Origin of the sequence: Actinokineospora sp. (assembly GCF_050699995.1) — a bacterium.
Lineage (GTDB): Bacteria > Actinomycetota > Actinomycetes > Mycobacteriales > Pseudonocardiaceae > Actinokineospora.
On sequence record NZ_JBOHGC010000392.1, the window covers coordinates 41,335 to 64,599 of the forward strand.

17 protein-coding genes, 1 tRNA gene and 1 pseudogene are annotated in these 23,265 nt (G+C 70.1%); 12 read left to right on the top strand and 7 right to left on the bottom strand.

All coding sequences use genetic code 11. The features are described 5' to 3' along the window. Window positions 1-31: 31 nt before the first annotated feature. Complete coding sequence (locus tag ACRDSQ_RS19390) at window positions 32-1,672, bottom strand: hypothetical protein (RefSeq protein WP_431422995.1); 1,641 nt, start codon at window positions 1,670-1,672, stop codon at window positions 32-34. A 105-nt stretch (window positions 1,673-1,777) separates the two neighbouring features. Here ACRDSQ_RS19390 and ACRDSQ_RS19395 point away from each other — a divergent pair. Beyond that, window positions 1,778-1,851: transfer RNA gene (locus ACRDSQ_RS19395), tRNA-Thr, on the top strand. 240 nt (window positions 1,852-2,091) lie between these two features. Next, window positions 2,092-2,727, top strand: coding sequence for an MSMEG_1061 family FMN-dependent PPOX-type flavoprotein (locus ACRDSQ_RS19400; protein WP_431422996.1), 636 nt, complete (start codon window positions 2,092-2,094; stop codon window positions 2,725-2,727). Here ACRDSQ_RS19400 and ACRDSQ_RS19405 read toward each other — a convergent pair. Beyond that, entirely contained in the window at window positions 2,724-4,457 is a 1,734-nt protein-coding gene (locus ACRDSQ_RS19405) for a serine/threonine-protein kinase (RefSeq protein ID WP_431422997.1), read from the bottom strand. The genes ACRDSQ_RS19400 and ACRDSQ_RS19405 overlap by 4 nt on opposite strands. Next, window positions 4,454-5,269, bottom strand: a complete 816-nt coding sequence (locus ACRDSQ_RS19410; RefSeq protein WP_431422998.1) for a hypothetical protein — start codon at window positions 5,267-5,269, stop codon at window positions 4,454-4,456. Before ACRDSQ_RS19410 ends, ACRDSQ_RS19405 begins: the two co-directional genes overlap by 4 nt. A 162-nt stretch (window positions 5,270-5,431) precedes the next feature. Between ACRDSQ_RS19410 and ACRDSQ_RS19415 the strand changes: the two genes are divergently transcribed. After that, window positions 5,432-6,271, top strand: coding sequence for a hypothetical protein (locus ACRDSQ_RS19415; protein WP_431422999.1), 840 nt, complete (start codon window positions 5,432-5,434; stop codon window positions 6,269-6,271). On the opposite strand, the pseudogene ACRDSQ_RS19420 reads toward ACRDSQ_RS19415, so the two are convergent. Continuing rightward, window positions 6,264-7,278, bottom strand: a pseudogene (locus ACRDSQ_RS19420) (TIGR03617 family F420-dependent LLM class oxidoreductase). The gene ACRDSQ_RS19415 and the pseudogene ACRDSQ_RS19420 sit on opposite strands and share 8 nt — an antisense overlap. 149 nt (window positions 7,279-7,427) lie before the next feature. On the opposite strand from ACRDSQ_RS19420, the gene ACRDSQ_RS19425 reads away from it, so the two are divergent. Further along, window positions 7,428-8,426 carry a LysR family transcriptional regulator gene (locus ACRDSQ_RS19425; protein WP_431423000.1) on the top strand — a complete coding sequence of 333 codons (999 nt, stop codon included), beginning with the start codon at window positions 7,428-7,430 and terminating at the stop codon, window positions 8,424-8,426. A gap of 10 nt (window positions 8,427-8,436) precedes the next feature. On the opposite strand, the gene ACRDSQ_RS19430 is transcribed toward ACRDSQ_RS19425, so the two are convergent. After that, window positions 8,437-8,892 carry a DUF4442 domain-containing protein gene (locus tag ACRDSQ_RS19430; RefSeq protein WP_431423001.1) on the bottom strand — a complete coding sequence of 152 codons (456 nt, stop codon included), beginning with the start codon at window positions 8,890-8,892 and terminating at the stop codon, window positions 8,437-8,439. Window positions 8,893-8,949: 57 nt separating this feature from the next. On the opposite strand from ACRDSQ_RS19430, the gene glyA reads away from it, so the two are divergent. The 3 genes from glyA to ACRDSQ_RS19445 all read left to right on the top strand — a co-directional run bounded on the left by glyA (window position 8,950) and on the right by ACRDSQ_RS19445 (window position 12,451). Continuing rightward, complete coding sequence (glyA, locus tag ACRDSQ_RS19435) at window positions 8,950-10,203, top strand: serine hydroxymethyltransferase (RefSeq protein WP_431423002.1); 1,254 nt, start codon at window positions 8,950-8,952, stop codon at window positions 10,201-10,203. 92 nt (window positions 10,204-10,295) lie between these two features. Next, complete coding sequence (locus ACRDSQ_RS19440) at window positions 10,296-10,820, top strand: MarR family winged helix-turn-helix transcriptional regulator (protein ID WP_431423004.1); 525 nt, start codon at window positions 10,296-10,298, stop codon at window positions 10,818-10,820. Next, window positions 10,817-12,451, top strand: coding sequence for an MDR family MFS transporter (locus ACRDSQ_RS19445; RefSeq protein WP_431423005.1), 1,635 nt, complete (start codon window positions 10,817-10,819; stop codon window positions 12,449-12,451). The genes ACRDSQ_RS19440 and ACRDSQ_RS19445 overlap by 4 nt, the downstream gene beginning before the upstream one ends. Before the next feature lie 50 nt (window positions 12,452-12,501). On the opposite strand, the gene ACRDSQ_RS19450 is transcribed toward ACRDSQ_RS19445, so the two are convergent. Together ACRDSQ_RS19450 and ACRDSQ_RS19455 are read right to left on the bottom strand one after the other, a co-directional pair. Then, a complete protein-coding gene (locus ACRDSQ_RS19450) occupies window positions 12,502-13,275 on the bottom strand; it encodes an intradiol ring-cleavage dioxygenase (protein WP_431423006.1) in 774 nt (257 codons plus the stop codon). 97 nt (window positions 13,276-13,372) lie between these two features. Beyond that, complete coding sequence (locus tag ACRDSQ_RS19455) at window positions 13,373-13,870, bottom strand: inorganic diphosphatase (protein WP_431423007.1); 498 nt, start codon at window positions 13,868-13,870, stop codon at window positions 13,373-13,375. 426 nt (window positions 13,871-14,296) lie between these two features. Between ACRDSQ_RS19455 and dacB the strand changes: the two genes are divergently transcribed. From dacB to ftsH, 5 genes are all read left to right on the top strand, one after another. Further along, the gene (dacB, locus tag ACRDSQ_RS19460) at window positions 14,297-18,970 is read left to right on the top strand and encodes a D-alanyl-D-alanine carboxypeptidase/D-alanyl-D-alanine endopeptidase (RefSeq protein ID WP_431423008.1); all 4,674 of its coding nucleotides are present in this window, start codon (window positions 14,297-14,299) and stop codon (window positions 18,968-18,970) included. Between the two features lie 41 nt (window positions 18,971-19,011). Further along, on the top strand, window positions 19,012-20,049 hold the full coding sequence (locus ACRDSQ_RS19465) for a zinc-dependent metalloprotease (RefSeq protein ID WP_431423017.1): 1,038 nt from the start codon (window positions 19,012-19,014) through the stop codon (window positions 20,047-20,049). Beyond that, the gene (tilS, locus tag ACRDSQ_RS19470) at window positions 20,046-21,011 is read left to right on the top strand and encodes a tRNA lysidine(34) synthetase TilS (RefSeq protein WP_431423009.1); all 966 of its coding nucleotides are present in this window, start codon (window positions 20,046-20,048) and stop codon (window positions 21,009-21,011) included. Before ACRDSQ_RS19465 ends, tilS begins: the two co-directional genes overlap by 4 nt. Before the next feature lie 10 nt (window positions 21,012-21,021). Beyond that, window positions 21,022-21,570 carry a hypoxanthine phosphoribosyltransferase gene (hpt, locus tag ACRDSQ_RS19475; protein ID WP_431423018.1) on the top strand — a complete coding sequence of 183 codons (549 nt, stop codon included), beginning with the start codon at window positions 21,022-21,024 and terminating at the stop codon, window positions 21,568-21,570. Window positions 21,571-21,763: 193 nt separating this feature from the next. Continuing rightward, window positions 21,764-23,265, top strand: a 1,502-nt coding sequence (ftsH, locus tag ACRDSQ_RS19480; RefSeq protein ID WP_431423010.1) for an ATP-dependent zinc metalloprotease FtsH, incomplete at its 3' end; no start/stop codon positions are given.

Sequence of the window (23,265 nt, forward strand, 5' to 3'; positions counted from 1 at the left end):
GAAGTCAGACGGGGTGCGGCCCCTTGCTCGATCAGTCGGCGTACCGGTCCGGCGTGATCTTCACCTGTGTGACTCGGGGGCGGCGGGGCAGCGCCGCGACCAGCACGACTCCCACCAACAGCATCGCGGTGCCCGACCAGAACATCGGCACCGACTGGTACGCGGCACTCGTGTACGCCAGCGGCGGAGTCTGCTTGCCCTGCGGCGCGGGGGCGGGCGGCTGGGTCGGCGTCGCGGTGCCGCAGACCACGCCACCGGTCGGCGCGAACGCACGGGCGATCTGTTCGCCGAGCGAGATCTGGGCCAGCGCCGACGGCAGGTTCGGCAGGCCGAGCGCGTCGGTCGGCAGGACCTGCAGGTCGAGCATGCGGGCCGTGGCGCCGAGCTGGTAGCCCTTGAACGGCTGCGTCGCGTTCTCACCCTTCTGCGTCAGGTTCGCGACGGAGAGGCGGATGACGCCGAGGTCGAGCTTCTGCAGGCCGCCCGCGATGGCTTCCTGCGCGCCCTTGCCGTTGCCCAGCAGGCCACCGATGATCGGGAGCTTGTCGGCGCCGGGCATCGAAGGGGCGCCGGGCAGCGGGATGCCGATGGGGAGGTCCATCTTCGGGTTCGCCGCGTCCAGCTTGCCCAGGCTCTTGCCGCCCTGGACGACCTCGAGGACCGGGGCGGTGTACTTGACCGTGGAGGTCTTCTCGTCGCCGGTCGAGGTGACCTGCAGCGTCGGCTGGCTGACCACGTTGATCGACACCTCGTACGGTGTGCCCGCGAGCAGCTTGACCGCCGCGACCTGCAGCGTCGAGGTCGACTGGACCGCCTTGTTGGCCGACCCGGGGATCGGGACCAGCCTGACGACCGAGCGGGCCGACAGCGTGTTCGGCAGGCTCAGCAGCGAACCCTTGCCGTCCGCGGTCTTCGCGCCCTGGCCGCCCAGGACGCCGCCCAGGGTGCTCAGCGGGCCCGCCAGGCCCTTGATGCCGTCGATGATCGCCTTGTCGGCGTTGGCGTCCAGGTTCGGCGCGTCGAACACGCCGGTGAGGTCGGTGCCGCCGGGCAGCGTCGGGATGGCGTTGAGTGCGGACAGGCTCGCCAGCTCGGTGGCGGCGTCGGCGATGGTGTCCACACAAGGACCCAGCGTGTCGCTCCACTGCGCCCGCACCTGGCCGTTGAGCAGCCCGGCCTTGACCAGGGTGTCGAGCGGGGAGGTAGGCAGGTTCAGCCCGGCGCTCTTGGGCTGGGTGTTGTTCGGCGGCGCGGTCTGCGACAGCGCGCCAGGCGCCTGTGGGCTGACGCCCTGGAAGGCGAACCCGCCCGGCGCGGACTGCGCGATGGCCTTCTCGAACGACAGGTAGGCCTCGGAGTTGGCCTGCGCGCTGGCGAGCCCGAAGCCCATCTCCGCGGCCGCCTGCTTCGGCAACTTCTCCTCGGCGCCCGGGATGATCGTCTTGGTCGGCGCGGAATTCGGCAGCAGCCGGACGATGGCCAGTCCCGTGCCCGCGTCACCGATGGCGTGCCCCAGCTGCTGCGGCCCGATCGGCGCCGACGGCGGCGGCGCGCTCGGGTTCGCGGGCGGCGGGATGGGGGTGGTGGGCTGAGCGGCCGCCGGGGAAGCGACCATCACCAGGACCGCGGCCGCGGCGGGCAGCGCCAGCGCGGCGGACTTGCGTCGGGACATCGTCGGGGTCCTCCTCGGGCGGATCCACGCGGACCGGCTATGGATTGAACGACACTAGGCCCCTCCGGTGACGCGATTCGCACCCGGTATAGTTGCCGTCGGCACGCCGCCTTAGCTCAGTCGGCTAGAGCGATTCACTCGTAATGAATAGGTCAAGGGTTCGACTCCCTTAGGCGGCTCGCAGGTCAGGCCCCGTCCACGCGCTGGTGTGGACGGGGCCTGACTCGTCTTGCGTGACCAACTGCCCGACTAGCCGGTTCGGTTGTCTGCGCCCGGCCGGGGTGTGGGCAGTCGGCAAGGATCACTCGCCCGAGTGAGGCGCGGTCGCGCTTTCGGCGCCTCCCAACCGGCAGTCCCTGTGATTCGTTCCACAGGTTCGTCGCCTCTCGGCTGTCCTCGCACCACGTAGGTTGAAGCGAGTGACTCATGATCTGTTCTCCGACGCGATCACCAGCGCCGACGCCCTCCGTGAGATCTACGAGCTGCCGTCGGGCGCGGCCGCGAGCAAGGAGATCCCCGCGCTCGATGAGATGGCGCGCAGGCTGATCGCCTGTTCGCCCATCGTGTTCCTGGCCAGCGCCGACGCCCAGGGCCGCTGTGACGTGACGCCGCGCGGCGGGCCCGCCGGGTTCGTGTCCGTTCTCGACGACGGCACCATGGTCATTCCCGACGCCACGGGCAACCGGCGGATCGACACCCTGCGCAACGTGGTGGAGACCGGCCGGCTCGGGTTGATCTTCCTGATTCCCGGACGCGGGCAGACGTTGCGAGTCAATGGGCGCGCTTGCGTCTCGGCGCGGCCGAAGTTGCTCGCCGAGCTGACCAACGTGGGCAAGCCGCCGCGGTCGGCGCTGGTGGTGACGCCCGACGAGGTGTTCACCCACTGCCCCAAGGCGTTCGTGCGGTCCGGGGTGTGGAAGCCGGAGACCTGGCCCGCCGCCGACGCGCAGCCGAGCCCGGCCGAGGTCACGCTCGCGCACCTGGGCGACCCGAACCTCACGCTCGCGCAGGTCGAGCAGGACCAGATCGACAGCCTGCGCTACCGGCTCGCCTAGGCCGACCGCCTGCGGGCCGACCACGCGGTCGCGAGGACGAGGCTCGAGGCGGCGAGCGCGCCCACGGCGGCGGCGGCGATGCCGTAGGTGAGGGACGGTTCGCGGGTGGTCAGGACCGAGACCAGCAGCCACACGGCGGCGCCCACGAGCGCGCCCAGCGGCAGCGCGGTGAACGGGGCCGCCGGGCGGCGGTGTCCTCGGCGCAGGGTGCGCATGGTCGACTCGATGTAGGCCAAGCCGAACAGGCCGAGCAACAGGCTGCCCGAACCCATCACGCTGGCCATCGGGTGCGGCTCGCTGACCACCGTGAATCGCTGCACGGGTTGGTCGCCGATCGTGATCTCGCCGGTCGCCGCGCCGCCGACCGTCCAGCGCATGATCGCGTCGGGTTTCACCGTCGCCTGGAACGTGCCGTCCGCGTTCGGCACGACCTCCGGCAACTGGCGCCCGCCCATCGGGATCCCCGCCGCGTTGAGTTCGAGCAGTATGCCGGTCGGGCCGGAGGCTTTGCCGGTGACGACGATGGGTTCGCTCAGGTTGAGCGACACCTGTGCGCTCATCGGCTGACCGTCGATCGTGATTCCCTGGCCGTCGTCCTTGTGCGCCAACGTCTTCGGAGCCATGAACGGCAGGACGGCCAAGACGATCACCGCGACCGCGGCGACCAGGCCGGGCCACAGCGGCGACGGGCCCTGGCTGAGCAGTTCGCTTGCCGGGCGCAGACCACGGCCGCGGGCCTCGGCGAAGTCGATCGAGCGGGTCGGTTCGTGGACGGTGCCCCGCACCGGCGGGGTGACGATGGTGGCCGCGTCGGGCTGGCGGTGCAGCTGCTGGGTGATGCTGCCCATGACCCGCGGCCCCAGGTGGACCGGCACGCGGGAGCGCTCCAGCCAGCCCGGGCCGAACACCGCGGTCGCCGCCGCGCTGAGGTCGACGGCGAACGCCTCGGCGTCGCGGTAGCGGTGCAGCGGGTCCCGGGCGAGGCTGCGCATGACCACTGTGGACAGCGGGTCCGGCACCCTCGGCAGCGGCTGCGGGTCGTTGAAGATGCGTTGCCGCATCATGCTCACGGCACCGCGGGTGCGGTCGTAGGGCAGTTCGCCGCACAGCAGTTCGTAGAGGACTGTGCCCGCCGCGTACACATCGGCGGCCGGGCTGAGCGGGTTGCCCATGGCCTGTTCCGGCGCGATGTACGCCGGGGTGCCGAGCACCTCGCCCGCGTGGGTCATCATCGTGGCGCCTTCGCTGACCACCTGGGCGATCCCGAAGTCGGCCACCTTCATCACGCCCGCCGACGTGAAGAGCAAGTTCTTCGGCTTGACGTCGAGATGCAGCACTCCCGCCGCGTGGGCCGCGTGCAGGCCGCCCAGCATCGCCAGCGCGATCGCGCAGGACTGCTCGCCGGTCAGCCCCTCGTCGTGGAACTTGGAGTAGACCGTGCCGCCGTCGAGCTTCTCCATGACCAGCAGGTTGTCCCGGCCGGTCTGGACGTAGTCGTAGACCGGCACGATGTGCGGGTGGTCGAGGCTCGCGAGCACCCGCGCCTCACGGTCGAACCGGGCGTTGACGTCCGGGTCGCCGATGAGGTCGGCAGGCAGCTGCTTGATCGCCACATGCCTGCCGAGCGAGCGGTGCACGCCCTCGTACACCACGCCCATGCCGCCGGAGCCGATCTTGTCGCCGACGCTGTACTGCGGCAGTGCCGAGGCGAGACCCGCGGGTGCGGTCATTCAGGCCACCTTTGGGGCTCGAGGTGCTGGGTCGTCAGGCTCACGGTCCGGCCGTCGTCGGGGACCGGGGCGGCGGCGGGCGCGTCCGGCACCGGGTGCGGGGTCAGGAAGCCCAAGGCCATCGCGATCAGCGCCGCACCCAGCACGATCGGGATCTCCACCTCGACCTCCGGCGGCACCAGGCGCAGCACGGACAGCGTGACGACCGCGACCAGGCCGGTGCCGATGCCCGCGGGCAGGAACCGCAGCGCCCGGCGGAACCGGTTCGGCGAGAGGCGGTGGCGGGCGAGGGCGAGCAGGGCGCCCGCCCAGGTCAGCGCGGTCAGCACCAGCATGGCCAAGCCGAACACGCCGTAGACCGACCAGAACGACCCCTGCACGTCGGCCACGGTCTTCGCGCCGCCGAGCACGTTGCGGTCGTCGTCGAGCAGGGTGACCGAGGTCGGGAGCAGCCCGATCGCCTGCCCGTCGAGGTCACGCACGTCGAGCGGGAACGTCCGGGTGGTCCGGCCGCGGGCCGGGACCTCGAACGGGAGGGTGGTGTCGTAGGCGTAGAAGGTCAGGGCGAGCGCCACACCGGAGACCCTGATCAGCCGCACCTTCTGCGGCTTCGACCCGGGGTTCTCGGCCGTGATCGACAGCTCGGCGACCTTGCGGGGGTCGAGCGTGACGGTCCGGCCATCGATGTTCTTGCCATCGATGGTGACGGTGACTCTGAGTGGCTCGTCGCCATCCTGGGCGGCAGCTGGGGACGCGCCCAAGACCAGCGCTGCCGTCACAAGGGCAACCGCCGCCGCGATAAGACGTCCCATGGGATAACCCCTAGTTGAACGGGCCCGATTGAGGCGGAATGCTACAGCGAGTTGATACTCGCCGGAGCGTTCCATCGGACGAGGGAAGTAGCCGTGCGCAGTGTTAGACGCTTAGTGGCCATCGTCGTTGCGACAGTTGTCGTGACGCTAGTGGTTCTGCCAGTGACCCAGGCCTCCGCCCAGACCACTTCGCAGCAGCCGTCGCCCACGTACGCCATCAAGCCGAACTACGGTCCGGTGGGCAGCTCCTTCACCGCCAGCTGGAGCAACGCCCCCTGCCGCGACATCCGGATCCTGTGGGATGGCGCGCAGATCGCCGAGATGGTCGCGATCAGCGGTTCAGTGCCCGCCACGGTGCCGTCGAACGCGACGGTGGGTTCGCACACCGTCGAATTCTCCTGCTCCGGCAAGACCTCGTTCGGCAAGGCCGCGTTCCGAGTGACCGCGCCCCCGACCACGAGCAGGCCGCCGGTCACCACGACCACGAATCCGCCCGTGGTCACGACCAACCCGCCGGTCGTGACCACGACATCCCGTCCCCGGCCGACCACGACGACCACGCGGCCGACGACGACCACGACCACGCCGGTCACCACGACGACGGAAACCACGCCGTCGACCACGGACGTTCCCACCACGACACCCGTGATCACCGACGTCCCCGAGCCCAAGCGCGATCTCAAGCTCGACCGCGAGGCCATTCAGCCCGGCGACTCCCTCGAAGCCACCGGCCGCGGCTGTGATCCTAATCACACAGTCCTGCTCACGTCGGGTGGCGAGAAGGTCGGCGCGACCGTCGCGGACGGTCAGGGCGAGTTCCGGACGAAGGTCCAGTTCAGCAAGATCGTGCCCGGCCGCCACCTGATCGCCGCCGAGTGCGGCATCCTTCTGACCGGCGCCGTCGACCAGCTCGTCACCAGCTCCATGGGCGGCAGTTCGAGCACCTTGGTCATCCTGGTCTTCTTCGTCCTCGCCGGTTCCGCACTGATCCGATTCACCTAGACCGCATCGCCCGGAACACCCGCTCCCAGCGAGCGGGGTCCGGTGCGTGCGCGGCCGTCAGCGTGATCCGGTGCGCCACATCGCCGTAGCGGCGGACCACCTCGGTGGCCACCTCCTCCGGCGCGCCGACGACGGCGAACGTGGTGAGCACCTCGTCGTCGATCAGGGCGGCCATCTCGTCCCAGCGTCCGCGCTTGGACAGGGCGTTGAGGTTGTCCTGCAGGTCGCCCCAGCCGTGCAGTTCGAGGACGGGCCGGTACGCGGGGGTCGAGCCGTAGAAGGCGATCTGCTTGCGCACCTCGGCGGCCGCCGACGCCATCTCCTCCTCCGACGACCCGGTCACGACGAACGACGGGCCGCTGATCTCGAAGCCCGCCGACGGCTTCCCGGCTGTGGCCCGGCCGCGTTCGATCGCGGGGAGGGTGACCTCGCGCAGGTACCGCTCGGTGGTGAAGCTGTGGCACAGCATGCCGTCGGCGACCTCGCCCGCGACCTCGGTCATCCGTGGGCCGACGGCGGCGAGGTAGATCTTCGGGTTGCCGTGCGGGTTGGGGCCCGGGTCGAAGAACGGCGTCATCAGCGTGTGCTTGTAGAACTCGCCGCGGAACGCCAGGCGCTCGCCGGTCTCCCAGGCCCGCCAGATGGCGCGCACGGCGAGGACGAACTCGCGCATCCGGGCGGCCGGGCTCGACCACGGCATGCCGAAGCGCTTGGTGATGTGCGGCTGGATCTGCGACCCGAGCCCGAGCACGAACCGGCCCTCGGAGAGTCCGTGCAAGTCGTTGGCCTGCACGGCGACCGTCATCGGGTTGCGGGCGAAGGCCACGGCGATCCCGGTGATCAGTTCGATCCGAAGTCCGGTCCGCGGCGACGGCCAGCGCGAGGAACGGGTCGAGCTGTGTCTCGGCGACCCAGGCGCCGTCGTACCCGGCTGCCTCGGCGGCCACGATCGCGTCGGCGGCCTGGGAGACGGTCTTGGTGTAGCCGCCGGAGTCGAGCTTCATCATCCGACCCTACAAAGCCCTTCGCCTCGGGCCTGGCCGGGTGCGGCCGGCCAAGCCCGGGGCGAAGGGATGCGAACAGCAATGAAGTTGTGTTCGCAATATCGGCTGTTCCGGTAGCCGGCTCACATCCGATCCAGGTATCAATTGGTCTTATGGCCGAACTTGAGATCCGTCACCTGCGGGCGATCTGCGCCATCGCCGACGAGGGCAGCGTGTCCCGGGCCGCGATCCGGCTCGGCGTCACCCAGCCCGCGTTGACCGCGCAGCTGCGCTCGATCGAGCGGCTTATCGGCGGGGAGCTGTTCCGGCGTTCACCCAACGGAAGCGTGCCGACCGAGCTGGGCCGCAGCGTGGTCCGCTCGGCCCGGATCGTGCTGGAGGACATGTCCGCGCTGCTGGCCACCGCCCGTTCCCACGTGCGCCAGCCGGGGAAGACGCCCCTGGTCATCGCCTCGACGCCGCTGCTGTTCACCAGCGCGCTGATCAGCGAACTGCGGGCCTGGTTCGCCGCCGAACTGCGCACGGAGATCGACTCGTCGGCCCCCGCGCTGCTCGACCTTGTCGTCGCCAAGCAGGCCGACCTCGCCATCTTCGAGAAGTTCGAGGGCATGGAGCACCGGACGCTGACCGACGTCGAAGTCCGCACGATCGTCGAGGAGCCGCAGTTCGTCGCGCTCAGTGCCGACAGCCCGCTCGCCGAGCAGGACGAGATCGACCTGGTCGACCTGGCCGACCTCGACTGGGTCGTGCCCCCGCCGGACCAGGACAGCATGCGCCTGCGGTTCCGCTCGACCTGCGAGTCGCTCGGCTTCACCCCGCGCATCACCCACCACGTCACCGAGGGCCGCACGGCGATGGCGCTGGCCGCGGCGGGCGCGGTCTGCCTGGCCCAGCCCGCCTCACTCGGCGGGCCGGGGTTCGTCATCCGGCCGTTGCGTGGTTCGGTCCTGACCGTGCCCGTGGTCGTGGTCATCCGGCTCGACGGGATGTTCGCCGCCCGCAGGCAGGAGGTCTACGCCTGCGTCGCCCACGCCTACCGCTCGATCGTGGAACGCAACCCGACGTACGGGAAGTGGTGGGACAAGCACCCCGAGGCCCACACCGATCTCGACGCGGCCCTCGCGCTACCCCGACCCAGCAGACCGTCTTGAGCTGAGTTCGCTAGGCCTTGATCGGCTTGAGCGTCCAGAGCACGGTCATCTCCGCGGTGGTGACGCCCTCGGCGTTGCGGATCGTGCAGTCGACGGCGAACTCGGGGCGCTGTCCGGCGTCGAGTTCGGCGATCACGTCGGCGGCGGGCCGGGCCAGGACGGCCTCCGCCGTCAGGTTGCCGCGCGCGAGCTTCTTGTAGCGGATCTCGGAGCTGACGACCAGCGGGGTCGCGCGACCCATCTGCTCGGAGAAGGACGCCAGGCCGACCGCGCCGGACGCCGTCTCGGCCAGCCCGAACATCACCGCGGCGTGCGGTCCGCCGACGTGGTTGCGATGGTTCTCGACGTCGGTCAGCTCGCACACCACCCGGTCGGCGGCGACCTCGGTGAACTCCACGCCCGCCGTGGTGACCCAGGGGACGGTCTTCTTCATAGCGTCGGCGACCCAGCCGTAGTCAGTGCTCATGGAGCGCACATTACTCGCCGGTAACTTCGGTTGGCCACCCGCGATAGAATCGGGGACATGCATGAGCCCGCGCTGTCGCGCCTCGCCGCGTCCGATCCCGCCATCGCCGAGCTGGTCGAGGGCGAGGCCCGCAGGCAGTTCGAGAAGATCCGGCTCATCGCCTCGGAGAACTACGTCTCCACCGCGGTGCTCGAGGCGACCGGAACGGTGCTGACGAACAAGTACTCCGAGGGCTACGCGGGCAAGCGCTACTACGAGGGCCAGCAGTACATCGACCAGGTCGAGAAGCTGGCGATCCAGCGGGCCAAGGACGTCTTCGGCGTCGAGCACGCCAACGTGCAGCCGTACTCCGGCTCACCCGCGAACCTCGCGGTCTACCTGGCTCTGGCGAACCCCGGCGACACCGTCATGGGCATGGCGCTGCCCGCGGGCGGCCACCTGACCCACGGCTGGAGCGTCTCGGCCACCGGCCGGTGGTTCCGCCCGGTGCAGTACGGCGTGCGCCAGGACACCGGCCGGGTCGACTTCGACGAAGTGCGTGCGCTCGCGCTCGCCGAGCGGCCCAAGCTGATCTTCTGCGGCGGCACCGCGATCCCGCGCACGATCGACTTCCCGGCGTTCGCCGAGATCGCCCGCGAGGTCGACGCCGTGCTCGTCGCCGACATCGCGCACATCGCGGGACTGGTCGCCGGTGGCGCGCACCCCTCGCCGGTGGGCCACGCGCAGATCATCTCGACCACCACGCACAAGACTCTCCGCGGTCCGCGCGGAGCGATCCTGATGTCCGACGCCGCGCACGCGAAGGCCCTGGACAAGGCCGTGTTCCCCGGTCTGCAGGGTGGTCCGCACAACCACACGACCGCCGCCATCGCCGTGGCGCTCGCCGAGGCCGCCCGGCCGGACTTCCGCGACTACGCGGCCGGGATCGTCGCCAACGCCAAGGCTCTCGCCGGCGCGCTGACCGAGCGCGGCTTCGACCTGGTCTCCGGCGGCACCGACAACCACCTGATCCTGGTCGACCTGACCAGCAAGGGCGTCGCGGGCAAGCCCGCCGCGCAGGCGCTGGATCGCGCGGGGATCGAACTGAACTACAACTCCGTGCCCTTCGACCCGCGCAAGCCGTTCGACCCGTCCGGCATCCGGCTCGGCACCGCCGCGATCACCACCCGCGGCCTGGGCGTGGAGCAGATGCCGCAGCTGGCGGAGTGGATCGACCGCGCGGTCGGGGCGAGCGACGAGGCCGAGATCGACGCCGTGGCCGCTGAGGTGCGCGAACTGCTGGCCGGCTACCCGATGCCGGGCTGGGTCTGACGTCACACGAAAAACAAGTTGCATGCACCAACTTAAAAGTGCATGCTTGTATCGACCAACTAATTGGATGATGCAAGCAAGTAGGAGCAGTCATGGCCGCCTCGGAAGTCGAGACAGCGCCGCTCACTGACCGCGACCTGGAAAACGGCCAGCGACTGGCGAGCGTGCTCTTCGCGTTCGGCAAACAGCAGGCCACGGTCTCGGCGCGGATGAGCAAGGCGGGCGTCGACCGCTCGGCGATCATCGTCCTGAAGACACTGGTGATGCTGGGCCCGGTTCGGTCGAGTGTGCTCGCGGGGGCGATCCACTCCGACCCGTCGACAGTCAGCCGACAAGTAGCCACCCTGGTCAAGGACGGCCTTGTCGAACGCCGCGCGGACCCGGAAGACGGCCGCGCCAGCCTGCTCGCCGCCACCCCCGAAGGCCTCGCCCTCCTGGAAGCCAACCGGGCACGGTTCGCCGTGTCCCTGGCCCGGATGGTGCGCCACTGGGAACCAGCTGACCTCGACCAGTTCATCGAGCTGTTCGAGCGCTTCCTCAGCGACCACGACGACTACCTACCGACTCTGATCAGCGAATGCGCCCAACCGGTGCGTTCCGAAGGGGGGCACCAATGACCGCACCGACGACCTCGGACGCGGCACCAGGGCAACTGACCCACCGGCAGATCCTCACGGTCCTGTCCGGCCTCATGCTCGGCATGCTGCTCGCGGCCCTGGACCAGACGATCATGGCCTCGGCCATGAAGACGATCGCCGACCAGCTGCACGGCCAGACGATCCAGGCGTGGGCGACCACCGCCTACCTGATCACGGCCACCATCTCGACCCCGCTCTACGGGAAGCTGTCCGACATCTTCGGCCGCAAGCCGATGTACCTGACGGCGATCTCGTTCTTCCTGCTCGGCTCGGTGCTCTCCGGCATCGCGGGCTCGATGTACGAACTCGCCGCGTACCGCGCGGTGCAGGGTCTCGGCGCCGGTGGCCTGATGTCGCTGGCGCTGGCGATCATCGCCGACATGGTGGCGCCCCGCGAGCGCAGCAAGTACCAGAGCTACTTCATGGGCGTGTGGGGACTGTCCAGTGTGGCCGGACCGGTGGTCGGCGGGTTCTTCGCCGGGCTCAGCACGTTCGCGGGCATCGAGGGCTGGCGCTGGGTGTTCCTGCTCAACGTGCCGATCGCCCTGGTCGCGCTGGCCGTCGTGGCCCGCTACCTGAACGTGCCGCACAAGCCGGTTCCGCAGAAGGTCGACTACCTCGGCGCGATCCTGCTGACCGTCGGCCTGGTGCCGCTGCTGATCATCGCCGAACAGGGCCGTGAGTGGGGCTGGGCCTCCGGGCGCGCCCTCGCGATGTACGGCATCGGCGTGGTCGGGCTCATCGCGTTCTGGTTCAACGAGCGCCGGATGGGCGACGCCGCACTGCTGCCGCTGCGGCTGTTCGGCAAGCAGTTCTCGCTGATCAACGCGGTCAACTTCGTCATGGGTGTCGGCATGTTCGGCATGATGATGTCGCTGCCGCTGTACCTGCAGATCGTCAAGGGCGCGTCGCCGACCGAGTCCGGTCTGATGACGCTGCCGCTGACGTTCGGCATCCTCGCGGCCGCCATCATCAGCGGCCGGATGATCAGCCGGACCGGCCGGTACCGGATCTACCCGGTCGTCGGGCTCGGCCTGACCGCCGCGTCGCTGTTCCTGTTCGCGCAGATCGGCGTCGACACCCCGCTGTGGGCGACCATGCTGATCATGGTGCTGGCGGGCGCGGGCCTCGGCCTGTGCATGCAGCCGCTGATCCTGGCCATCCAGAACGACGTCGACCCGCGCGACATCGGCGTGGCCACCTCCACGGCGACGTTCTTCCGGTCCATCGGCGGCACGGTCGGCACCGCGGTGTTCCTGTCCATCCTGTTCACCGTGGTCGGCGACCGGATCTCCGACGCCTTCGGCTCGGTGCGCACCGACCCGGCGTTCACCGAGGCGCTCACGCAGAACCCGCAGTTCGCCGGGTCGCTGCAGGGCGGGATCGACCTGAACAACACGTCGTTCCTCAACACCCTCGACCCGACGCTCGCCCGGCCGATCCTGACCGGGTTCTCCAGCTCGCTGGACACGGTGTTCCTGGTCGGCGGTGTGGTGGTGCTGGCGGCGTTCGCGCTGATCTGGTTCCTCAAGGAGACCCCGTTGTCGACCAAGTCCGGTCTGCAGCGGATCGCCGAGGAGGACGCCCCCACGCCGGTCGCGGTGCACTGATCGCTCTGCTGTTTGGAATGGCCCCCGGTTCACGCGCGCCGGGGGCCTTTTCAGATGGCGATGGTGAGGGTGGCGGTGAAGCCGCTGCCGACGTCGCCTGACGTGGCGGCCAGTTGGGTGTCGTGGCCGTCGCGGAACACCATGTCGGACTCCAGCGACGAGCGCTGCAGGTTCCGGACACTCTGGGCGTAGCCGTCCGTGGCGTAGACCGTCTCGCAGACGTCCTCGGGCAGGGCCAGCTGTGAGGTCACCGTCGGCTCGCCCGCCTTCGTGGCCTCGGCGAGGCTCGGGTAGACCTCGAAGTGGATGTGCGGCCACCGTCCCGCGTAGGCGCCGGGGAAGACGCTGGTGAACCGCACCTTGCCGGACCCGTCGGTCTCCTGGACACCGCGCAGGTAGTTCTCCTCGGTGACGCCGGGGGAGTACATCGAGTACCGGCCGTCGATGTCGCACTGCCACAGGTAGACGGCGGCCTGGCTGAGCGGGGCGCAGTCCTTCGTGACGGTCAGCTCGATGGTGAGCGGGACACCGGCGGCGGTGGTCGTCGACGAGCCGAAGCTGGAGCGAATGTCCGTGCGGACGATGCCGGACTCGGTGAGGGCGTTCGGGCCGTTGGCGCCGTCGCCCGGATAAGGACCAGCGGTCTCCTCGGGGATCTTCTCGGCGCACTGCTGTGGGCTGGTCGTCCCCGTTGTCGGCTGGGTCGCTGTCGGGGTGCTGCACCCGGCCAGGACGCTCAGTCCGGCTCCGCCCAGCAAGGTGAGCATGCGGCGTCTGCCCAGAATCGCGAGGTCGAAAGCGAGTCCGCGGTCGTGGTCGTCCATGGGTCCATCGTCAGCCCGGACCCTGGGTGTGCGCTGTGTGGAGCCTGTGACAGCGAGAAGCCCCGCACAGGGTGTGTGCGGGGCTTCTCGTGGTGGCTCAGTGGTGCAGGCCGCCCTCGTCCTTGAGTCGCTTGTAGGACCGGTTGATCTCGGCCTCGGCCTCGACCCGACCGACCCAGCTGGCGCCCTCGACGCTCTTGCCGGGCTCGAGGTCCTTGTAGACCTCGAAGAAGTGCTGGATCTCCAGGCGGTGGTACTCCGCCAGGTGGTGGATGTCGCGCAGGTGCTCGGTGCGCGGGTCGTGCGCCGGAACGCACAGGACCTTGTCGTCGCCACCCTTTTCATCGGTCATGCGGAACATGCCGATCGCGCGGGCGCGGATGAGGCAGCCGGGGAAGGTCGGCTCCTGCACCAAGACCAACGCGTCGAGGGGGTCACCGTCCTCACCGAGGGTGTTGTCCACGAAGCCGTAGTCGGCCGGGTACTGCGTGGCGGTGAACAGGGTGCGGTCGAGCTTGATGCGCCCCGACTCATGGTCCATCTCGTACTTGTTTCGATTTCCCTTGGGGATCTCGATGGTGACGTCGAACTCCACGCCGTCCCTCAATCGTCTCGGCTGTTCTCGTTACGCCACTAGTGTGGACCACGACATCCCGATGGCCCGAACCGAACTGGGTCCGTGGGGGTGTGAGATTCAGCGGGGGGTAGGGGAGGAACGCGGGTGCGCGAGCACGGCCAGTCGGCTCAACCGAACCGACGCACATCTCAAACGCAGGGCTCTGAGCAGCAGGAACGCCCGGATCTCACCGATTCGGCCGTTCCCGCCTGGCCCGCGGGCGATGACGAACTGTGGCCGTCGCTCGACGATGACGAGGTCCCCGCCGCGCCGAAGCCCGCCGACCACGCGCCGTTACGTGATGAGACCCACGTCGAAGAGGCCCCCCAAACTCCCCCAGGGACAACCACCCGGCCGAGTGAATCCGCGGAAAACTTTGCCTGGCCGACAGCCGATTCGGTCGCTGTGGGTGAGCCTGAGCCGGCCGCGGCGGCCGCGTGGCCGACGGAGGACGGGGTGGAGGCCTTCCCGTCGGTCGACCCGGACCCCGTTCCGGGGCTGGTGGACGATCATGGGTACCCGGTGGTGGACCCCGAACTTCCGGTCCCGGCTGCGGTGCGGCCGGTCGATGTGGACGCTGTGGGGGCGGATCCTGTTGATCAGCCCGGCGATGGTGCGGCGGATGACGAGCCTGACGATGGACAGGCCCCAGACACCACCGCGGTTGCTGAGCTTGCGGTCGATGAGGAGCCACCGGTCGCTTCTGAGGGGCCGGTAACCGACGAAGCAGTTGTTGGTGCGGAGGCCTCGGCTGCTGATGAACCCGAGCAGTCTCTGGTCGGCGACGAGCCGCCGGTCGCTGAGGAAGCGCTCGTGGTCGAGCAGGCTGTCGATGAGCCACCGGTTTCGGCTGAGACCGAGGCAGGCGGACAGGCGCAGGCTGACGATCAGCCCACCAGCGTCGAGAAGCCGCCTGCCTCCGACGCCCCACCCGTTGATGACGATCTATCGGTTGTCGATGAGTCGTCCGCCGGCGAGCCCTCGGCTTCCGATGAACGGTCCGTCGTCGATGAACCGTCCGTCGTCGATGAGCCGGATGTCGACCACTCACCGGCGCCGTCCGGCCCGGACGACTCGATTGACGAGCCTGAAGTCGATGCGCCTGACCCGGTTTCGGTCGATGAGCCGGAGCAGTCGGTGGATGATCAGCCGGAGGTCGATCCCACACCGGAGGTGTCGGGTCCCGACAGTTCGGTAGTCGAGGAGGCCGCGGACGGCCCCACTGACGAGACCGATGCGGATTTAGAACCCGCCGAGACCTCGCGGCTGCAGGTTCCCGAGAGCAAGACAATTCCCACCCGCAGGCCGACCGTGCCCCCGCTACCGGTCCCGCCGCCGACCGTCGTCCGGGCGCCGCTGCCCAGGCCGACCACGCCCAAGCGCCCGCCCCGCCAACCCGCCCCGCAGGCCACGGCGAACACAGCCGAGACGACCCAGTTCATCGCCCGGCCGTCCCTGCCCCAGCCTCCCGCCCGGCCCGTCCAGCCGCCGCGTCAGCCCGCCCGTCCCGCGGGCCCGGACGTCACCGCGTCGCGGCCGGAGGATGTCGCCGGGCCCGGAGGTGAGGCCGATGACAGTGGCACGGGCGTCGCTGAGAGCACGACTTACCTCAGGCCGGTTCGGCGACCCGAGAGTGAAGAGCCGCCCCGCGGCACTGACATCGGCACCGACATCGGCGCGGCGGACCATCCGCAGGCCGAGGCCACCGCCGACGAACCCGCCGCCCCCACGCTCGCCGCGCCGATCCCGGACTCCGACGCCACGAACACTGTCGAGCCGGACGACCAGCCCGAACTCGACGAGACCCAGCCGCCTGGCACGGATCAGTCGGAGCTTGGCGAGACCCAGCCGCCTGGCGTGGGTGAGTCGGAGCTCAGCGAGTCCGAGGCAGGCGCGGACCAGGCGACGACTGACGAGTTCGAGTCGGCCGATGCGGAGCAGTCGGGGCCTGCCCGCGTCGAGTCCGCGGTCGAACAGGGGCCCGTGGCCGAGGGCACGACGTACCTCGCGCCGGTCAGCGGTCCGGAAGAGACCCAGTCTCCCGAGGCGGGCCACCCCGAGGATGACCGCCGTACGGACCTCGCCGCCGACTCCGCGCTCGATGAATCGGTGTCTGGGGCGGAGGCAGGCGAGGACCGTCCAGAGGCTGAACATCGCGGGGACGATGACGGTGACTCGGCGGTAGAGCAGGCTCCGGCTGCCGAAGGCACGACGTTCGTCGCGCCGGTTCGCCGTCCGGACGAGTCTCAGCCGCCCGAGGCCGACTGGGGGCGTACCGACTCCAATGAGGACCGCACGGCGGGCTCCTCGGTCGAGGTTTCGGCTGCTGAAAGCACCACCTACCTCGCGCCGGTTCGGCGGGCCGAGGAGGCGCAGCCGCTCGAAACCGATTGGCAGCGCCCGGATTCGGTCGACGCGGAGCCGGTCGATGACGATTCGGTGGTCGAGCAGGCTCCCGCCGCCGACAGCACCACCTACTTCGCACCGGTTCGGCGGGCCGAGGAGGCACAGCCGCTCGAAACGGGTTGGCAGCGCTCGGAGTCCGTCGAAGCCGAGCCGGTCGAGCAGGCTCCCGCCGCCGACAGCACCACCTACTTCGCGCCAGTGCGGCGGCCTTCCGACTCCGAACAAGACCACACCCCAGAGGATGACCACCGGGCCGAACCGCGCTCGGCCGAGCAGGAGCTCCACGAAGATCGCTCCTTTGAGGACAGTGCGCCGCCCTCGCCTTGGTCTATCGCCGACTCGCATGCCGAGAGTTCCGGTGCGGACGAAACCGCCGCCCAGGAGTCGCCGTGGTCGATCGCGGAGCCTGCCGACCACGGTCAGGCACCCGCGCCATGGCACACGACGGACGCCCCCGACGCCACTCCGGCTCCGGACTGGCGTGGCGAGGACCGTCCAGACGCCACGGACCATGAGCCCGATTGGCGCGCCGAGGACCGCCCGGCGGCCGCCGTCGCGGACACCGCGGCGCAGGAACCGGCGTGGCAAGGGCCCGGACCGGACCTGATCGAGGACCGAACCTGGCAGTCCACGGACAATGCCGCGTTCGAGGCAGGCACCACCTACCTCGACCTGTCCCGCCTCCCTGCCGCCGAGCGGCCCGGCGCCGGACTCGACCCGCCGCGCACCGACTCGTTCGGCAGGCCCTATCCGTCGCGGCCCCAGGACACCGAACGCCACTCCGCTGATTCGGGACTTGCCCGGCCGGATCAGCGCCACCCCGACGAGGCGCCCCGGTGGGACCAGTCCCGTCCGGGCGACCCGAATTTCGCTCCCGGCACGGCGCGCCCGAACCAATTCCACCCCGACCCGCGCCGACCCGACGGTCGACCGGACATCCGGCCCGACGGTCGACTCGACAACCAGCCCGGTAGCCGCCCCGGCGGTCGGCCGGACGGCACCGACCAGCGCCACCCACACGATTCCGGCTTCAACCAGCCACGCCACCCAGCCCACGGCCACCCAGGCTCAGGCCCCAACCGTGGCCCGCAGGCCTACGACCCCACGCGCCGGGTCGGACCGCGGTCCTACCCCGGTATGGAGCCCGCGCCTCGGCCACGCACCGGTCCCGACTCGCTCCGCCGCGAACCGGTCAACCCCGCCGACATCGACTCGCTCCGCGACGCCCCCGGGTTCACCCTCGGCGGTGACCAGCCGAAGCCCGAGCAGCGGCCCGAGGAGCCCCGCAAGCGCAAGGGGCTGCTGGTCGGTGGCGTCATCGCCGCGGTCCTCGCGCTCGCGGCCGGTGCCGTCGTCGCCGTTCCCGGTCTTGCCGAGAAGATCGGCTTGGCCGGCGCCGACGATGTCGAGATCGCTCCGCCCGCGCCCGCCGTCCAGTTCAGCCCGACCCTGCGCGGCCCTGGCTCCGACGTCCCAGCACCCACCGCCGCGGGTGTGCGGGCCGCGCTCGCCGGCCCCGCGGCCAATCCGGCTCTAGGCACCCTCACCGGCACGGTGATCGACCCGACGTCCGGTGAAGTCCTCTTCGCGCGGAACCCGACCACCGCGATGGTTCCCGCCTCCACCACGAAGCTGCTCACCTCCGCCGCCGCGCTCCTCGCGCTGCCGCACGCCGAGCAGCTGACGACGCGCGTGGTGGCGGGGGAGAAGCCAGGGTCGGTGATCATCATCGGCGGTGGCGACCCGACGCTTTCCTCGCTGCCGCAAGGCAAGAGCTCCGTCTACCCCGGCGCCGCGCACCTCGACGACCTGGTGGCCCAGGTCAAGGCGGCCGGACCCGTCGACACCGTCTACGTCGACCTCGGCCGCTACACCGGCCCCCTCGTCGAACCCAGCTGGGACCCGGTCGACGTCCCCGCGGGCTACATCTCGCCGATCGTCCCCGCCATGCTCGACGGCGCCCGGGCCGACCCGACGAAGGCTGTCTCCGCGCGCTCGGACAACCCCGCCCGCATGCTGGCCGAGGCGTTCGCCAAGCGCATCGGCGCCAGTGTCCCCGCGAAGGCGCAGGCGACCGCCGCGCCAGGGGCCAAGGTGCTCGGCGAGGTCCGGTCGGCTCCTGTCGTCGAGTTGGTCGACAACGCGTTGCAGAGTTCCGACAACGTGCTGGCGGAGACCCTCGCCCGCGAGGTCGCGCGCGCCACGAATCAGGAGACCTCGTTCGCCGGTGGCACCAAATCCATCATAGAGACCTTGCGCAGCAACGGTTTCGACGTCACCGGGGTGTCCCTCAACGACGCGAGCGGGATGTCCGGGCAGAACAAGGTCACCGCCGCGCTGCTCGCCGAGGTGCTCAAGGTCGCCGCCGCCCCCGAGGGGTCCGACCCGCGAATCGACAAGCTGCGTCCGCTGCTCGGCGGGCTTCCCGTGGCAGGCGGCAGCGGCACGCTCGCGAACCGCTACACCGAGGGTGCCGCGCCGGGTAAGGGCTGGGTCCGGGCCAAGACGGGCACGCTGCCCGCGCTGCAGGTGAACTCGCTGGCGGGCGTCGTGCTCGACAAGGACGGCAGGCTCCTGGTGTTCGCCCTGATGACCAACGCGTCGAACACGCTGCAGGCCCAGCCCGCGCTGGACGTGCTCGCCGCCACGCTTCGCCAATGCGGGTGCCGATAACGGGTAGCGTCGCGGGTGTGAACGCGGCGACCAGTGCGGACATGGCCGGGTCGACGGGCGAGGTCTCGCCGGTCGACTGGGATCTGGCGGTCTCGACCGCCCAGCGCCTCGTGCCCTCGGGCCCGGTCGTGAGCCGCGAGGAGGCCGACCGCACGGTCGCCCACCTGCGCGAGATCACCGCGGTGGCCGAGGGACACGTCCGCGACCTCACCGGCCTGGGCCACGACCTGCCGCTGCTCGAAGGCGACGTCGTCGACCGCGACGGCTGGGTCGAGGCGGCCGTCGACAGCATCGCCGCGCTCACCGCGGGCGCCCTGCCGCAGCGACCCGGCAAGGTCGCGGGCAGCGTCCTCGCGGCCGGCGCGGGCCTGCAGGCGGGCATGGTGCTGGCATACCTCGGCAGCCGGGTGCTCGGCCAGTACGACCCGTTCGGCGGCGGCAGCGGCAGGCTCCTGCTCGTCGCACCCAACATCGTCGCCGCGCAGCGCGCCCTCGATGTGCCGTCCGACGACTTCCAGATGTGGGTCTGCCTGCACGAATGCACCCACCGGCTGCAGTTCACCGCGGTCGACTGGCTGCGCGACTACTTCCGCGACCAGGTCGGCAGTTTCATCAGCGGGCTCGACGACAGCGCGAACAACGCCCTCACCAGGCTGCCCGAGGTCCTCAAGGCCGCGCGGTCCCGCCCGGACCCGATGGGAATCATGGAGCTGCTCCAGTCGCCCGAGCAGCGCGAGATCTTCGACCGCCTCATCGCCCTGTCGACCCTGCTCGAAGGCCACGCCGACCACGTGATGGACGCCGTCGGGCCGCTCGTCGTGCCCAGCGTCGCGACCATCCGCCAGCGCTTCACCGCGCGCAGGCGCGGCGGCGGCGTCCTGGACCGCGTGCTGCGCACCCTTCTTGGTGTCGACGCGAAGATGAAGCAGTACGCCGAGGGAGCGCGGTTCACGAAGCACGTCGTCGACGCGGTCGGCATGGACGGCTTCAACAAGGTGTGGACCTCGCCCGAGACGCTCCCGCTGCGTTCGGAGATCACCGACCCGGACGCCTGGCTCCGGCGAGTCGCGCACCCGTGACCGGCAAGCCTCACTCCGCCGTCGCCGAGGTCCGGCTGGCCGTCCGCAAACTGCTCACCGAGGCGAGCCCCGAGTCGCACGTCTGTGTCGCGGTCTCCGGTGGCGCCGACTCGCTCGCATTGGCCGCTGCTACTCAACACGTCGGTTCGCGAATGGGGCTGCGGGTAGTCGGTCTGACCGTCGACCACGGACTGCAAGAGGGCTCGGCCGACACGGCTATGCGAACCGCGGACCAACTGACCGGACTCGGCCTGGACGACGTGCGTGTCCTTCCGGTCGTCGTCTCGGGTGCGGGCGGTCTGGAGGCAGCCGCCCGCCGTGCCCGCTACGGCGCTCTACGCGCGGGGTCCGATGGCGGCCTGGTCCTCCTCGGACACACCCGGGACGACCAGGCGGAGACCGTCCTGCTCGGACTCGGCCGCGGCTCCGGCCCGCGCTCGATCGCCGGGATGCGCCCGATCGATCCGCCTTGGGGCAGGCCACTGCTCCACGTGACCCGCCAGACCACCGAGGCCGCGTGCGCCGCCCTCGGCCTCACCCCCTGGCAGGACCCACACAACCTCGACCCCCGCTTCACCCGCGTGCGCCTCCGCCGGGAAGTCCTGCCGCTGCTCGAGGACGTCCTCAACGGTGGCGTCAGCGCTGCCCTCGCGCGTACCGCCGCGCAACTGCGTGAGGACCTCGCCGCCCTGGACGACCTCGCCGCGGACCTCCTTGAAGCCGCCACGGACGGCGACGACCTGCGAGTGGCGGACCTCACGTCCGCGCCCCCGGCGCTGCGCAGGCGGGTCCTGCGCACCTGGCTGACCCGCGCGGGCACCCCCGAACTGACCGACGCGCATCTCCGCGCCGCCGACGAGCTTGTCGGAAACTGGCGAGGCCAGGGCGGGACCACCCTGCCGGGCGGCTTGGTGGCGAGGCGCGCGCATGGCAGGCTGATTTGCGACAAGCATGACCGTTGAGAGGGGCACCGTGTACGACGGCGACATCGCCTCCGTGTTGATCACCGAACAGCAGATCGGCGAGAAGGTCGCGGAGCTGGCCAAGCAGGTCGCCGACGACTACCCGGAGAACGGCGCCGACCTGGTGCTGGTGGGAGTCCTCAAGGGCGCGGTCATGTTCATGACCGACTTCGCCCGCGCGCTGCCCGTGCCGGTCCAGTTGGAATTCATGGCCGTCAGCTCCTACGGCTCGGCCACGTCGTCCTCCGGCGTGGTCCGCATCCTCAAGGACCTCGACCGCGACATCGCGGGCCGCGACGTGGTGATCGTCGAGGACATCATCGACTCCGGCCTCACCCTGTCCTGGCTGCTCAAGAACCTCGCTTCGCGCAGCCCGAAGTCCCTTGAGGTCGTCACGCTGCTGCGCAAGCCGGACGCCGTCAAGGTGGACGTCCCGGTGAAGTACGTCGGCTTCGAGATCCCGAATGAGTTCGTCGTCGGGTACGGCCTGGACTTCGCCGAGCGTTACCGCGACCTGCCCTACATCGGCACCCTCGACCCGAAGGTCTACACCTCGTAAACCTGACCTGGGAACTGTCGGCGCCCGGTCGGCGTTGACAACGATGGACCCCTCACCGGGCGTCATTCGGTGAGGGGGACAAAGCGGGCGGTACTCTGGTGGGACCGGAGTGCCCCGCCCGGTCGGGTAATGGTCGTCATTGCCCTCGCGTGCAAGTCAGGGAGGGTGGAGGCCGCTCGCCGGCCGTAAGTGCATGGACCGCAAGCGCCTGCTTCGCAACCCGCTGCTCTGGATCCTGGCGGTGTTGCTGCTCTACTTCGCCTTCAGCATGCTGTTCGACGACACCCGTGGGTACACGTCAGTGCCCACGTCGAAGGCCGTCGCGCAGATCCAAGGCGGCAACGTCAAGCTCGCCGAACTGGGCGACAAGGAGCAGCAACTCAAGCTGACCCTGAACACACCCATCGACCAGGATGGGCAGCAGGTCACCAAGATCATCTCCCAGTACCCGGCCGGTGCCACTCCGCAGATCTTCGACTCGATCATCGGCAAGACCGGGACCGAGTTCAAGACGATCGTCACCCAGGACTCGTTCCTGACCCAGATCCTGATCTTCTTGATCCCGCTGGGTCTGCTGTTGCTGCTGCTCATGTGGATGATGAACAACGTCCAGGGCGGCGGTAACCGAGTCCTCAACTTCGGCAAGTCCAAGGCGAAGCAACTGCCCAAGGACATGCCGAAGACGACGTTCGCCGACGTGGCGGGCGCCGACGAGGCGGTCGAGGAGCTCTACGAGATCAAGGACTTCCTGCAGAACCCCGCGCGGTATCAGGCACTCGGCGCCAAGATCCCCAAGGGTGTGCTGCTCTACGGTCCGCCCGGAACGGGTAAGACCCTGCTCGCCCGCGCTGTCGCGGGTGAGGCGGGCGTGCCGTTCTACTCGATCTCCGGCTCGGACTTCGTCGAGATGTTCGTCGGTGTCGGCGCCTCGCGAGTGCGCGACCTGTTCGAGCAGGCCAAGCAGAACTCCCCCTGCATCATCTTCGTCGACGAGATCGACGCGGTCGGCCGCCAGCGCGGCGCGGGCCTCGGCGGCGGTCACGACGAGCGCGAGCAGACCCTCAACCAGCTGCTCGTCGAGATGGACGGCTTCGACGCCCGCGGCGGGATCATCCTGATCGCGGCGACGAACCGACCCGACATCCTCGACCCCGCGCTGCTGCGCCCGGGCCGCTTCGACCGGCAGATCCCGGTGTCCGCACCGGACCTGATGGGCCGCAAGCGGATCCTGGAGGTGCACTCCAAGGGCAAGCCGATGGCGCCCGACGCGGACCTGCACAGCCTGGCCAAGCGCACCGTCGGCATGTCCGGCGCCGATCTGGCCAACGTCCTCAACGAGGCCGCCCTGCTCACCGCCCGCCAGAACGGGTCGCTGATCAACGGCGCCGCGCTGGAGGAGTCGGTCGACCGGGTCATCGGCGGTCCCGCGCGCAAGAGCCGGATCATCTCCGAGAAGGAGAAGAAGATCACGGCCTATCACGAGGGCGGCCACGCGCTCGCCGCGTGGGCGATGCCCGACCTGGAGCCGGTCTACAAGCTCACGATCCTGCCGCGCGGGCGCACCGGCGGGCACGCGCTCGTCGTGCCCGAGGACGACAAGGACCTCATGACCCGCTCGGAGATGATCGCGCGGCTCGTCTTCGCGATGGGCGGGCGCAGCGCCGAGGAGCTGGTGTTCCACGAGCCCACCACCGG

Excerpts from the sequence above, each read along its gene's own strand:
- ACRDSQ_RS19390 (WP_431422995.1), bottom strand. The coding sequence starts at position 1,672 with ATGTCCCGACGCAAGTCCGCCGCGCTGGCGCTGCCCGCCGCGGCCGCG.
- ACRDSQ_RS19465 (WP_431423017.1), top strand. The coding sequence starts at position 19,012 with ATGGCCGGGTCGACGGGCGAGGTCTCGCCGGTCGACTGGGATCTGGCG.
- ACRDSQ_RS19450 (WP_431423006.1), bottom strand. The coding sequence starts at position 13,275 with ATGGACGACCACGACCGCGGACTCGCTTTCGACCTCGCGATTCTGGGC.
- ACRDSQ_RS19430 (WP_431423001.1), bottom strand. The coding sequence starts at position 8,892 with ATGAGCACTGACTACGGCTGGGTCGCCGACGCTATGAAGAAGACCGTC.
- ACRDSQ_RS19445 (WP_431423005.1), top strand. The coding sequence starts at position 10,817 with ATGACCGCACCGACGACCTCGGACGCGGCACCAGGGCAACTGACCCAC.
- ACRDSQ_RS19405 (WP_431422997.1), bottom strand. The coding sequence starts at position 4,457 with ATGACCGCACCCGCGGGTCTCGCCTCGGCACTGCCGCAGTACAGCGTC.
- ACRDSQ_RS19440 (WP_431423004.1), top strand. The coding sequence starts at position 10,296 with ATGGCCGCCTCGGAAGTCGAGACAGCGCCGCTCACTGACCGCGACCTG.
- ACRDSQ_RS19425 (WP_431423000.1), top strand. The coding sequence starts at position 7,428 with ATGGCCGAACTTGAGATCCGTCACCTGCGGGCGATCTGCGCCATCGCC.
- glyA (WP_431423002.1), top strand. The coding sequence starts at position 8,950 with ATGCATGAGCCCGCGCTGTCGCGCCTCGCCGCGTCCGATCCCGCCATC.
- ACRDSQ_RS19410 (WP_431422998.1), bottom strand. The coding sequence starts at position 5,269 with ATGGGACGTCTTATCGCGGCGGCGGTTGCCCTTGTGACGGCAGCGCTG.